This is a genomic window from Exiguobacterium sp. R-39 (assembly GCF_049942815.1).
In the GTDB taxonomy this organism is placed as follows: Bacteria; Bacillota; Bacilli; order Exiguobacteriales; family Exiguobacteriaceae; genus Exiguobacterium_A.
Genome location: NZ_CP187965.1, coordinates 990,895 through 1,004,471, shown reverse-complemented (window position 1 = coordinate 1,004,471; position 13,577 = coordinate 990,895). Strand labels below are relative to the sequence as shown.

Here is a 13,577-nt window from a genome sequence, read left to right as displayed (position 1 = left end):
GAGACGATGATGAACTATTCACTTTTTGTTCGTATTCAAAGCATGATTTTAATGAGCAGCAGTATCATTTTCCCGTTTTATTTATTGCTTGTCCGGCAAATTGGAGATTCCTATGCCCAGTTCGGTCTTGCCTACGGTCTTTTCACGCTGACTTCAGCGTTCGCTTACCTCGGAATCGGTCGTCTGAGTGACCGGTTCGGCGACCGCTCATTGCTTGTCACCCACACGTTTGGCATGGCACTGGTTTTATTGTACGTACCGATTGTGACGTCCATTAGCCACGTCTACCTGATTCAAATCATCATGGGGATACTTGGTGCGTTGCAAAAGAACACGGAAAAAACAATCCTTGCCCGGCAGGAACTTGCCTTAACGACGGTTGGCCGGACAATCGGCCGCTATCATTTCAATACGTCCTTATGGTCGGCACTTGGAATCATAGCTGCCGGTTATCTGATTGATTTTTTAACGATCGGCAGTCTGTTTTACATCATCTCTGCCGTCTATTTTTATGTAACGTTGCGTTTACTGTGGGACCGTCCACGTTCAGGAAAAAAACATACGGAAGATTCATCATCGGGTGTCGAAGCGGGTATAAAGAAGTAGAAGGGATGTGATCGTATGATTGACGTAACCCATTACTCCCAAACGTTCGGGAAACGCACGGTCTTGACCGATGTCCAGTTTTCAATTGGTCAAGGTGAAATTGTCGGTTTAATTGGTCCGAGCGGTTCCGGAAAAACGACTTTAATCAAGTCGTTGATTGGTCTGCAACAACCAACGACCGGGACGATCATGGTTCTCGGCACCAAACAACCCTCGCTCGCCCAAGCGGAGAACATCGGCTACATGGCACAGTCGGATGCGCTTTATGAAGACTTAACGGCGCGCGGAAATCTGCGATATTTCGGAAAACTATACGGTTTAAAAAAAGCACGTCTTCGAGCGCGTATCGAAACCGTCCTTGAATTCGTCGATTTGAAGAAAGATGCCGATCGTCCGATCCATCAATTTTCCGGTGGAATGAAACGACGACTCAGTCTGGCCATCGCCTTGATCCACGAACCGAGTCTTCTGTTGCTCGATGAACCGACGGTCGGGATTGATCCCGCGCTTAAGAAAACATTTTGGCATGAGTTTGAACAACTGCGCCAGTCCGGTGTAACGGTACTCGTCACGACACATGTCATGGATGAAGCTGAGCGGTGCGACCGGTTATTGTTGATCCAACATGGTCGTCTAATCGAAGCCGGTACCCCCAATGATTTGATTCAACGTTTTGGTTCCATCGATGAAGCTTTCATTCAAAAGGAGCGAGTATAATGCAAATTCTGACGGTAGCGGAACGTGTCATTTCACAAATTTTTCGGGATAAACGGACGATTGCCATGATGTTTCTCGCTCCCTTATTTGTTCTGTTCTTACTGTCGACGATTCTCGGTTCGAGCTCGGACGATGTGACAATCGGTACGGTCGATTTACCGGTGACCTTTCAAGATACACTGAAAACCAAAACAGACATCCGCACCTTTTCAAGCAAAGCGGCTGGTATCACTGCCATGAAGGATCGACAGATTGATGCCTTGATCACCTTTCAAAAGAATCAGCCGAAAATTTTAATTGAAGGCGGCGACATTTCAAAAAACGCAGCAGCGCTCCAACTCATTCAAGAAACCTTGATCACGATTCAAGGAAAACAAGCACTCACAGCCAACACGAAACTCTCGGCAACCGTTCAACAGTTGCAACAACAATTGACGCAATTAACGAATCAAACATTCGATACGCCGCAGCCTGCATCACCCACTCTTACCAAACCCGACATCCAATTTTTATACGGCAATCCGGATGCTGAATTATTTGATCAAATCGCTCCTGCCTTAATGGGCTTTTTCATCTTCCTATTTGTCTTCATCATTGCCGGTGTCAGCTTTTTACGGGAGCGGTCGAGCGGTACACTCGAACGGACGCTTGCGACGCCGCTCAAACGCTCGAGTATCGTCTTCGGTTATTTTGTCGGTTTCTTTTTATTCGTCACGATCCAGACGATTCTTATTCAGTTATTCATCGTCAACGTGCTTGACGTGACGCAACAGGGAAACTACTTCTTACTTTTGTTCGTCAATCTCCTGACGGCAAGTGTCGCCTTGTCGCTTGGTTTACTGCTGTCGAGTTTTTCCCGGACTGAATTTCAACTGATCCAGTTCATTCCGTTAGCAATCGTGCCCCAGATTTTCTTCAGCGGGTTGTTTGATTTGGGTGATGCGCCCGTATGGGTCGAAATCATTAACCGGTTGATGCCATTGACTTATGCCGCGCATGCTCTGCAAAATATCATGACTCGGGGCTACGGGCTTCAAGACATTTGGCTCGATCTTGTCGTATTGGCAGGTTTTGTCCTCCTGTTCGTCGCACTCAATATGCGGGCTCTCAAAAAACAACGCCCGGTCTAAGAACATCGACTTCATTTCCCGGACTCCATTGACAATCCATTTTTTTCCTTATACAATCAAAAAAAAGCGAAATGAGGCCGACCAATGTAAATCCATCTAGATTACCTACCCACTAACTAAATACGAACGATGTGGAGGTTTTATAGATGAACCGATTTACAACTTTACTGGTCAGCCAGTGGGTAGCAAATGCGGGAGACGCGCTCTACATCGTCGCTCTCATTGCTACCCTGTACGCTCAGACCGGACAAGCAAGTACTGCCGCCCTATTCCCGGTTGCCGTGACGGCAGGCATGACGCTCAGTGGATTTTTCTTTGCCGATGTCGCAAGACGGTTTCGTCATGCTTCGCTCTTGTTATACGGTCAGCTTTTAAAAACGATCAGCCTCGGTCTGATTGTGTTTCTTGATTTACCGTTCGGTTATCTGTTAGGATGCGTCGTCTGGATTGCCTTTCTAGACGGGTTTGCCCGGCCGCTTGAGAGTGCTTTCCTGCCGCGGATCACAGACAACCTTCAAAAAGCTAACAGTCTGGTCCAGGGAACAAATCAAGTCGTCCAACTCGTCATGTGGCCGCTTGGCGCGATTTTTGTCAGTCTCGGTTCCCCCGATCTGGTCCTGACGATTTCGTTTTTCCTGTTTGTCCTAGCGAGCATTTGGACTGCTTTGTTTCGTCATCAAGTCCGTGAACTCGCGGATCCTGTCCAAGAAACGCAGGAAACACCGTCGTTCCGCTCTAGCTTCCGCTATACGTGGACGACTGAGCCGGCCCGCTTGAATACAACGTTGCTCGGCATCGATGCCTTTGCCAGTACGGCTTGGATTTCAGCGTTGTTCCTCGTCTATATCGACACGCATCTTCATGTGTCTGACAGCTGGTGGGGCATCTTAAATGCGTTTTATCTGCTCAGCATGATCGGTGGTAGTTATTACATGCTCCGCCGGACCAAGTCCGCCTCCCTGTTAACGCTTAGTGTCGCATTATCGGTCGGAGCAACCGTCTTGTTTGCGTTCGCACCGCATGTGGTCTTTGCGATTGTCGCCTGTGTGTTGCAAGGGGCCTCGAGCCAACTACGGGCAATCGAGCTCAATACACGTTTACAGGAAGCGACGCCTTCCGCCCGTTTGCCGTATGTCTACAGCATGCAACAAACAGTATATACGCTCAGCTTTTGTCTCGGCAGTTTGTTATTCGGACTGCTTGCAGACCGGTTAAGCATCGAGACGGTCTACTGGATTGCGGCCGCGGTCGCCCTGCTGATGTTCCCTTCCGCCCGACGTTTGCGCCATACTGTTTCAGTGCAGGATAAACAGCGTGTTTCATAAGACAAGACATAACCAAAAAGAAGTATTTCCGAACTTCATACCGGAAATACTTCTTTTTCCTTACACATTTCGACTTTTTCGATATCGTATCAAGAGTCCTGCCCCGATTGCTCCACAGACGAGTCCGAGATAGAAATAGGCTCCGTCGAGACCGGCGTCTTGACTAATTTGTCCGAAACCCAGTCCAACGCCGATTGTCACAAGGCTCTCAAGCATCGAGACCATCGAGCTCCCTGTCGCCCGCGAGTCATCTGTCAAATTGCCCTGCAACCACGTTGTCAGGACCGGTTCGGACCAGCCATAAATTAGAAACAAACCAAATAAGACAAGCACCGACCATGGACTATCGATCAGGGAAAGTAATATGAATCCGCCAGCATACACGAGCAAGAGAACGCTGAGAGGAACAAACGGACGGTTCGGTTTCGGCAAAAGATTACCGAGTGCTTGGGCAACCATCAGTCCAATCAAAATCGTGCCAAACCAGGAGACCGCAATTTCTCGATCCCGGACATACAATTGCCAAAACTCATCCAAGAAAGTGATCGTCGTACCAAATGAAATGCTGAGCAACGTAATCCGGGCAAAAGAAGGAAATACCTGCCACCGACACCGGTCGCGACGCGTAACAGGAACCACTGTTCGTCCGGACGTGTCCGGTTCAATCAACAGGCAACTGGCGAAGAAAGCCAGCATCAAACAGCCAAGAGAGAGTTCATAATGCACTGTCAGCTCATACGATGTCGCAAGCCAAGCTCCAATCAGCGCTGCAACACCGGCTGCTGCAAGACTTGTCGCATTCAGACGGCTAATCGTTTTCTCAAAACGTTCCTTTTGTAAAAGTTGCTTCATCGTTTCGTAAATCAAGGCCTCTTCCGCTCCGCTGACAGCAGCACTTCCGATTCCGGCCAGCACCATGGCAAGTAAAAAGGACGACAGTTCATATGCCTGAAGCAATATCCAAAACGATAATGTTTCAAACAGCACACCCGTTACGAAGCTGATTTTTCGTCCCAACCGGTCAGCGACCAGACCAAACGGCACTTCGAGAACAACCATCGTCAACGCAAATACGATTTCAGCATACACGACGTCCTCCACCGTCATTCCACGTTGTTCCCAAAACAAGCGCTCGATGACATACGCGGGCAGACAGGCTGTCAAAAAGCGAATCAGGTACAGCAGACGGATATTCCGGCGAAGTCGAACTTAACAAGGCGGCCGTATATTTTTCATGGTGAATTCCTCCTTTTTGAATGATATCACGCACCCTGTTTTTTACTTTTCCCGTTTCTGTTTCTTCCGAATCGGATTACACAAAAAAGCAGACGACGGATAGTCCGTTGTCTGCTTCTGTTTCAGTCTGCTTATCTTTTATGGTCTTTCGCATGTTCCATTCCAGTAATTGTTTCAAGTGAACTCACCTGCACGAACGGCAATTCGATCGTAAAGATCGAGCCGCGTCCTTCTGTTGATTCCACATGGATCAAACCCTCGTGGGCACGGACGATTTCCTGACAAATCGCGAGGCCGAGACCGGTACCGCCAATTTTCCGACTGTCTGAATTATCGACCCGGTAAAACTTACTAAACAGTTCAGGCAACGCGTGTTGCGGAATCCCGATTCCTTCATCGATAACCTGAATCCGTAACCGGTCATCCAATGCTTCGAGCTTAAGCTCAATCTCCCCGCCATCCGGTGAATACTTGATGGCATTATTAATTAAATTCCCAAACAACTGCCGCATTTTCGGTTCGTCCGCTTCAATCCAACGAAGCGGCTGATCCCCGGTTTCAAGCGTCAGTTGATGGTTGCTCGTTGAACCGGCATGAAATTCCGCGACTTCCTGAATCAAGTTTCCAAGATCGAGTTTTTCGAACTGATAGTGTTGCTGACTCGATTCCATCCGCTGAACATCCAGGAAGTCGTTGACGAGACTCGTCAGACGCTGTGTCTCCGAATGAATCGTCGTCAAATACCGCTGTTGACGATCGACCGGTAAGTCTTTCGCCAGCATCAGCTCGGTATACCCGAAGATTGACGCAAGCGGCGTCCGCAACTCATGAGACACCGTCGAGACGAACTCCGACTTCATCCGGTCGATACCGGTCTCAATCGTCACATCCCGCAGTACGAGCATCGTTCCGCGGAAACGGCCGCCGTACTGAATTCCTTCCGCGTACACTTGAACGAACCGTTCCTCTTTGTTTAAGGATAAGGACAAGCCTTCAGTCGGAATCTCATGACGACAGACCCGACTCATATATTCGAGGAACGCTTCATGTTGATCGACCTGGACGGCCAATTCTTCAATCTTGACATCGAGCGTCATCAATCCCTCATCAAATTGATCGTGAGACGGATGATGGAACAAAGCAAGCAATGGTTTATTGGCAAAAATCTTGTCGCCTTCGATATAAATGACAGCTTCACGGATCGAATGCAACAGTTTCGATGTTTTCTCGCGTTCCCGCTCAATCTCATCAAAGACCCGCATCCGAAGCAATGACAAGGCCAGTTGACGCGAGAACGACCAGATTTCTTCCGTTTGATCTTCATTGAACTGATCCCGATAACGGACTAGATAAATGCTGGCAATCATCGTGTTAGTTGACGGATCCATGACAGGAACCACCGTTTCATACATGCTGTACGGGTAAGGCAGCGGATGATCACTCGTCACTTGTTTCGTCGAACGTACGGCATGTTTGTGCATCCGTGCCCGTTCAAGTAACGAAATCGAAGAGTGTAACAACTGATGTTCCTGATCCGGTGTCATCCCATACGACACGATATCCGTATAACGGTCGTCGTCAAGGAAGACGATGGCACCAAGCTCGGCATCGGTGATCGTAATTAATTTTTCAATGATTGCGGGGTAAGCCGTCAATGTTTCACGGGAAGCGAGTGTTTCCGTCAATTCATTGCGGTATCGCAGATGGGTTTCGTTCCGCAATGTAATATCAAGTGCTTCCTCGAGTTCTTCTTGCTGCATCTGTAATTCTTCTTGCTGCGCGACGAGTTCTTCCTGCTGACTTTGCAACTCATCGTTACTTGAAACGAGTTGCATCTTTTGGGAAGAAATCGATGCTGCCATCTGATTGAAAGTTGTCGTTAATTCACCGACTTCATCCTGTGGATTCACAACTTTGATTGGTGTCGCATCCTCGCCTTGTGCGAGACGGCTGCTTTCCCGATTCAACTGACGCAATTGTCCGGTCAAACGCGAGACAAATGGACGGACAAGCAACGCAATGATCAGCAGGAGAACAGCCAAATTAATGAACCCCAGCACCTGTGAAGCGTTAACCTGTTTTCCCAGCTTTTCTTGCGCCGCGAGCTCTTGTTTGTTTAATGAGTTGCGGTACTTCGTGAATACTGTTTCCATATCGACGATGCTTGAACTCATATCCGCTGCACTTTTCGTTTTGATATTGAACTTCCGTTTTGGATCGAGTGTCGGTGCTTTCGTGACTTTTCCGAGCGTTGCCATCTGCAAGAACGGTTCGGTTACGTCCCCGTCTTTTTTAGCAGCGACGTAGTTCGTCAGACTCGGCATGACGCGTTGCGTATACGCCGTATAAAGCGATCGGGCATCTTTTGCATACTGTTTTTCTTCTTTAAAACGGGCATTTTTCTCAAACCACGTTGTTTGTTGATTGATGTTCGTTTTTTTACGTTCAATTTCTTCCAGCATTGCTTCATCGCCTAATAAGACGAATCCGCGCATTTCATACTGAAGACTTTGCCATGATTCATATAAGTTCGTCGCGCGTGTCCGATGATCGTTTAATGTCAGCAGTTCCTGACGTGATGTCTGAACCTGACTTTTCGTATAAAAATAAACGCCGGCTGAGGTCAGCACGAGTGTCAATATAATCATATAGAAGGCAGACATAATTTGGCGTCCAATCGTTCGATTAAGCCATGACTTCATCTATTCATCCCCCTCTACTGTAAAAACTTAAATTAATCGTTTCTAAACCTCATTCTAAAGCTTTTTTAAGCAAAACCACTAAATATGCTCAAAAAAGACCACTTTTCATCTAACTTTAATCTAAACGGTTGTATGTTACAAACAGATGTCACAAAACAGGAGAAAATTTCGTTCATTTGGAGATTTTTACAAAAAAAGCCCGCTCCGATAGACGGAACGGACAGCCATTTAAAAATTAGAATGGTTCGTAATCTCTGTATTTTGTTGATTGACATACATCTGATGATGATCATGATGATGATGCATACTCGAATGACGCCGGACAGGTTCTTCATCTGCAAGTGGATCCCCGTCCAAAATGCCAAGCCGCGCATATTGGGCCGAAACAGCTTGTTTCGTCGTCGCCTGCACTTGATCCGTCTGATGAATCAACGATGCAATTCCTTTCGCCAACCGGAACGGCTCCAGATTCGTTTTTTCGACTGGAAACGACGGCAACGAACGGAGATAGTCAAGATATCGTTCGGCACCGTCTTGCGATGGTGTCACGAGTTCCGACGCGTGGTGACGAAGCGACTGGGTCAGACTGTGTGTCGAGGCCCCCTGTGTGATCATCGAAAACAGACCGATTACGAAAATACATACGATGATCCCAAAAAAAAGCATCATAAAAACCGGCATTCCGGAAAAAAAGCCGTCACCTTCGATGTACAGCAACAGTCGGTTGCCGTTAAGCAATGAAGCGATTCCTGATAACGACATACAAACCCTCCTCGTTTCGTGTGATAGTTACTTTTACGCAACACGAACAAGAAGGGTTTCCGTTTTTTGTTAAGTTTCTAAGGAAACTTCCGCATTAAACCAATCTTCAACAAACAAAAAACCGTTCGGGGCATCAATCCGGTAAGAATACAGGACGGCAAAGTCACCGTCCGCCATCATCGGTAAGGTGATTTCCCGTAAGATGGCCTTCACTTCTTCCGTCATGACCGTTTCATAGCGGACGAAATCGTCTTCCCGGGTTTCCCGTTCCGTCAAATACGGTAACAATAATGATTTCCCAAACGATTGGGGATCATCGATGACTTCTGCCGTCACTCCGAATAATTCCTCCGCTTCTTCGATCAAGGCATCCGCTTGTCCAATCGTCACTTCGTTCGGAAACCAGACCGTCAGTTTTGTCCCTTCTTTTAAAAATTGTTCAAACATCGGTATAAAGGTTCTATTTTCCATCAAATCGTAATGCATCAAGCTTCTCCCTTCACAAACTCAAATTTCAATTGGTGTTGTTCCAAATACAGCATCGCCTGGAAGGTCCGACCGTTTTTTTTCATCTCAAGCGGCTTTGTTTTGCCGTTCGCGAGCATTTTTTTCAGTTCGGTTTGTGTCAGGCGCGCCCCGAGAATCGTCTTCGGCAGGGTAAACCCGCAATTGTTCTTCTGATAGGCACTACACCCGTAAAACTTGCCCCGATCGAGCAACTCTGCCTGACAGACCGGACAGATGCCAACCGGTCGGTTCGTTGCGCCCCGCGCCCGTTTTGCCGGTACCTGGGTCGGATCGACTTCCAATTGTTCGACCCGTGTTTTCGCATCCTGGACTAAATGTTGCGATAGCTTCTTCGCTTGATCAACGAACTGGGCCGCTGAAGCCTCACCCTTCCCGATTTGGTCGAGCCGGCTTTCCCATTTCGCCGTCATCTCCGGCGAGGCGAGAATACTTCCGCTGACAGCTTCAATCAGAATCCGGCCTTTCGCTGTCGGATGCAGTTCTTTTTTCTTCACTTGAATGTATTCACGTCGTTTCAACCCGTCAATGATACCGGCTCGGGTCGCCTCCGTTCCCAGTCCCTCGATTTCCTTCATGATGGCTTGAAGTTCATTTTCAAGCACTTTTCCGGCCGTTTTCATCCCGAGAATCAAAGTTCCTTCCGTGTAGCGTTTTGGCGGTTCCGTTTGTTTCTCGAGTAACTTCGCGCTTTTAATCGGCATCTTTTGTCCGATTTCAAGTGCCGGCAGTTCCTGCTCTTTCGCTTCAACCTTCAAGACTTTCTTGAATCCTAACTCAAGCGACCGGCTGCCTTTTGTGATGAAGCGGTCCTGTTCCCGTTCCGTGATGATTTCCGTTTTTTCCGACCGGGCATCCGGGGCAAACGCCGCCAGGAAACGACGGACGATCAAATCGTAGACTTGTGCATCACGTCCTGTCAGTTTCGCAACAGCTCCCGCTTCTTCCGTCGGGATGATCGCATAATGATCGCTGACCTTCGCTGAATTGACGTACCGTTTATTGTTCGTAATGTTGTTCGTCACGATATCCGTCAGTTCGGTATACTCCGGCTGTTTCAGAAGTCGTTTTAAAATCGTCGGGAACTGACCGGCTTCATCTTTTGAGACAAAGGATGAATCCGTCCGCGGATAACTGATCCAGCCCCGGATATACAGTTTTTGCGCAATATCAAGCGTTTCCTTTGCGCCGAGTCCGAAACGCCGGCTCGCTTCCGTTTGCAACAATGACAAACTGAACCAGAACGGCGGTTTTTCGACTTGTTCCGTCTTTTCGACCGCTGCTACGGTACCGTTTCCTGTTGTTCGGGCGACAATTGCTTCTGCGAGGCTCCGTTCTGTAAGCTTCGTTTGTTTTTTAGCATTGATGTACTTCCCTTTATACCGGGTAAAGTCCGCCTCGACTTCAAAAAACGTTTCCGGACGGAAATTCTCAATCTGCTTTTCCCGTTCGACGATCAAGGATAATGTCGGCGTCTGGACCCGCCCCAGTGAAAAGACGTCAACGATGCCTTTTTTCTTGAGCAGCGTCGTATAGGCACGGGAAGCATTCATCCCGATCAACCAATCGGCACAGGCACGGCTCATCGCTTCATGAAACAGATTTTCGGTTTCCTTACCATCCAGTAGATGAGCAAAACCGTGATCGACGGCCTGCGGTGTCAGACTGGAAATCCAAAGACGTTGAATCGGTTTCGCATTGTTCGCCAGCCGGAGAATCAATCGGACGATTGCCTCTCCCTCTCGCTCGGCATCCGATGCTATAATGATGGAAGTCGTCGTCCGTTCGTTCAGTAATTTCTTGATGACTTGGAACGCTTTGCTTTTTCCGCGGGATAACCGGTAGTCAAACCGTTCCGGAATAATCGGAAGATGATCATAGTTCCATCGTTTCCATTTGGCGTCATAATGCGCCGGTTCCTGCAGCTCACATAAATGTCCGACGGCATACGCCAGTTTCGCTCCTGCCGGAAACCGGTCACATGGTTTGATTTCAATATATCCGTCCCGTTTGACCGATGGATACGGTGCTGCCAGTTTTTCAGCTTGTTTCGGTTTTTCCGCAATGATTAATTGCATTGATTCACCCTCTTTTCCTTACTTCAGACACGCGGAGGTTAACATGCCCTATTTCACTTTATTCATGGCTCTCTTTTTTATCTCGACATCTGCAATTTTTGTTAAATGGGCCGAAACCCCGATCGAAGCCGTCGCTTTTTTCCGGATGTTGTTTTCGACGCTCTTGCTGTTACCGTTGATTCATCTGAAAGAATTACTTAGTCTCAGTTCAACGACAATCCGACATATGATTTTAAGCGGAATTCTCTTAGCCGGTCATTTTTGGCTGTGGTTCCTGTCCCTTGATTATACGACAGTTGCCAGCTCGACGCTCTTCGTAACCGCGAGTCCGATTTTCGTTTTGATCGGGAACGCTGTCTTCTTTAAACAACACCCGTCACGAAAAGCCCTCTTTTTCGTCGGTGTCGCGTTGCTCGGCGGCGGACTTGTCGCTTATGGTGATATCGCGGTCGGTCCAAGAGCGCTGATCGGAGACGGACTGGCCCTGCTCGCGACGATCCTTGTCGCCGGTTACTGGCTGCTCGGTCAGCACGTCCGGACGAGTGTCTCGACGAATACGTATTCGTTCGGTGTCTATGCCGTGTCTTCCGTCGTCTTGTTACTGTTCTCGCTCATTCAGTCCGTCAATCTGGTCGCTTCTTTCCAAATCGATTGGCGCATCTATATTTTACTCGCTGTCTTCCCGACGCTGCTTGGTCACAACCTGTTTAACTGGGCCTTGTCGCGTGTCAGTGCCAGTATCGTCAGCATTACGATTCTCGGTGAAGCCGTCTGGGGCATGATTTTCGGTTATTTCCTGTTCCAGGAATCGTTGACTTGGATTCAAATTACCGGTGCCGCCTTACTTCTCATCGGAATCGGTCTGTTCCTCCGGCGGAATGAACGGGATATCCGGGAACAATTCGCCAAACAAAATGCCGCGACGACGGCGGAATAAAAAATAAATACCAGTCAGCAGTCTTCTGTTAGAAGATTGTCTGACTGGTATTTTTTAATTCGTCGGATCTTCCGGACGGACTTTCGGCAGACGGAATGTCATGAAAAAGGCGAGGATGGCGCAGATAAGTCCGCCAATGAAGACGAGATGCAACCCATTTGCCAGTGCCTGCTCCGCTGCTGTCTGAACATCCGTTCCATAACGCGATGCGGTACCGGATTGAAAAAACGGATCAATCGAATAGCCGTTCAATAGTTTTGAGTCGGAAAAGGCCTGGATGATCGAGACGTTAAATAACGTCCCGAAGATCGCCACACCAAGCGTTTGACCGGTCGTACTCAAAAATGAGTTGACGGCAGTCGCCGATCCACGGAGTGACCAGTCGACCGATGTCTGCAAGACAACCATGAAGACCGGTTGCGCCAGTCCAAAACCGATTCCAATCAACGAAACAGCCAAATAAATGAAAACGTCACTTGATTCCCGTCCGATTCCGATTAAAATTGCCATTCCGATGACGAGTAATCCCATTCCGGTCATCGTCCGGTAGCGTGGTGAGGCGATGCCAATCGTACGTCCGCCAACGATTGCCGTCAGTGTCCAAAACAACGATAACGGCATCAGCATGAAGCCGGCTTCGGTCGGACTTTTCCCGAGAACGCCTTGCGCAAAAATCGGGATATATGCCGACATCGAGACAAGTACCCAGGCAGAAAAGAAGACGGCCAGATTGATGACGAGAATGACGGGGTGACGGATGACCGCAGGTGGCAATAATGGGTCAGCTGCTTTTTTCTCGACCCGGTAAAACCAAAACAACAGGACCAGACTGACCGCAAAACTGATTAAAATCAGCGGTTCGGCAAAGGATTCAGTTTCACTTCCCGAAAGTAACCCGTACAGTAAGGCACTCATCCCGGTCGCAAATAAAATCGCTCCCCGGTAATCAATCTTACGTGACGTTTCGGTAACATTTTCTTTATAAAACAGGACAATCATAATAAAGGAAATCAAAGCAAACGGAACATTCAACAAAAAGATATAGCGCCATGATAACGTCTCGACTAAAAACCCGCCGACCAGCGGACCGGCAACACCGGAGATTCCCCAAACTGCACTTAAAACGCCTTGGATTTTCCCACGTTCCTCGTATGTATACAAATCCCCGATGATCGTCATCGCAATCGGCAGGACGGCTCCGGCCCCAATTCCTTGCGCGGCACGGAACAGAATCAGCGTTTCCATCGTTTGCGCCAGTCCACACGCAAGCGATGCGACCGTGAAAACTCCGATTCCAAACAACAGGACTCGTTTTCTTCCGTACAAATCTGCCATCTTTCCGTAAATCGGTGTCGATACCGCCATGAACAGTAAGAATCCGGCAAAAATCCAACTGACGAGTTTAGCACCGTTTAACTCACTCGCCATGACGGGCGTTGCCGTCGCAACAATCGTTCCTTCAATCGCTGCCAAAAATGTAGCTAATAATAAGGCAATCGTGACATTTTTCCTCAAGACACTCAGCTCGCTTTCTGTGTTTGTACCATTCTCTTATCATA

At 48.2% G+C, this 13,577-nt stretch carries 11 protein-coding genes; 5 read left to right on the top strand and 6 right to left on the bottom strand.

The annotated features are described in order from the left end of the window. The first annotated feature begins 9 nt into the window (after positions 1-9). The 4 genes from ACP26N_RS05150 (at position 10) to ACP26N_RS05135 (ending at position 3,778) form a co-directional block, all read left to right on the top strand. On the top strand, positions 10-606 hold the full coding sequence (locus ACP26N_RS05150) for an MFS transporter (protein WP_426354946.1): 597 nt from the start codon (positions 10-12) through the stop codon (positions 604-606). A gap of 15 nt (positions 607-621) precedes the next feature. Further along, positions 622-1,323 (top strand): ATP-binding cassette domain-containing protein, encoded by a 702-nt coding sequence (locus ACP26N_RS05145; protein WP_131503072.1) that lies wholly within the window; start codon positions 622-624, stop codon positions 1,321-1,323. Next, positions 1,323-2,453 (top strand): ABC transporter permease, encoded by a 1,131-nt coding sequence (locus tag ACP26N_RS05140; RefSeq protein WP_131503073.1) that lies wholly within the window; start codon positions 1,323-1,325, stop codon positions 2,451-2,453. Before ACP26N_RS05145 ends, ACP26N_RS05140 begins: the two co-directional genes overlap by 1 nt. 146 nt (positions 2,454-2,599) lie before the next feature. Further along, a complete protein-coding gene (locus tag ACP26N_RS05135) occupies positions 2,600-3,778 on the top strand; it encodes an MFS transporter (protein WP_131503075.1) in 1,179 nt (392 codons plus the stop codon). Between the two features lie 60 nt (positions 3,779-3,838). Here ACP26N_RS05135 and ACP26N_RS05130 read toward each other — a convergent pair whose 3' ends face one another. The 5 genes from ACP26N_RS05130 to ACP26N_RS05110 form a co-directional block, all read right to left on the bottom strand. Then, positions 3,839-4,906 carry an MFS transporter gene (locus ACP26N_RS05130; protein WP_426354944.1) on the bottom strand — a complete coding sequence of 356 codons (1,068 nt, stop codon included), beginning with the start codon at positions 4,904-4,906 and terminating at the stop codon, positions 3,839-3,841. A gap of 239 nt (positions 4,907-5,145) precedes the next feature. Continuing rightward, a complete protein-coding gene (locus ACP26N_RS05125) occupies positions 5,146-7,716 on the bottom strand; it encodes a HAMP domain-containing sensor histidine kinase (RefSeq protein ID WP_131503077.1) in 2,571 nt (856 codons plus the stop codon). 228 nt (positions 7,717-7,944) lie between these two features. Next, on the bottom strand, positions 7,945-8,478 hold the full coding sequence (locus tag ACP26N_RS05120) for a hypothetical protein (protein WP_426354941.1): 534 nt from the start codon (positions 8,476-8,478) through the stop codon (positions 7,945-7,947). Positions 8,479-8,547: 69 nt separating this feature from the next. Continuing rightward, positions 8,548-8,964 carry a hypothetical protein gene (locus ACP26N_RS05115; RefSeq protein ID WP_131503079.1) on the bottom strand — a complete coding sequence of 139 codons (417 nt, stop codon included), beginning with the start codon at positions 8,962-8,964 and terminating at the stop codon, positions 8,548-8,550. After that, positions 8,964-11,081 (bottom strand): DNA topoisomerase III, encoded by a 2,118-nt coding sequence (locus ACP26N_RS05110; protein WP_426354939.1) that lies wholly within the window; start codon positions 11,079-11,081, stop codon positions 8,964-8,966. The genes ACP26N_RS05115 and ACP26N_RS05110 overlap by 1 nt, the downstream gene beginning before the upstream one ends. Before the next feature lie 43 nt (positions 11,082-11,124). On the opposite strand from ACP26N_RS05110, the gene ACP26N_RS05105 reads away from it, so the two are divergent. Continuing rightward, positions 11,125-12,018, top strand: coding sequence for a DMT family transporter (locus ACP26N_RS05105; RefSeq protein ID WP_131503081.1), 894 nt, complete (start codon positions 11,125-11,127; stop codon positions 12,016-12,018). A gap of 54 nt (positions 12,019-12,072) precedes the next feature. Here ACP26N_RS05105 and ACP26N_RS05100 read toward each other — a convergent pair whose 3' ends face one another. Further along, positions 12,073-13,533 carry an MDR family MFS transporter gene (locus ACP26N_RS05100; protein WP_131503082.1) on the bottom strand — a complete coding sequence of 487 codons (1,461 nt, stop codon included), beginning with the start codon at positions 13,531-13,533 and terminating at the stop codon, positions 12,073-12,075. Between the last annotated feature and the right edge of the window lie 44 nt (positions 13,534-13,577).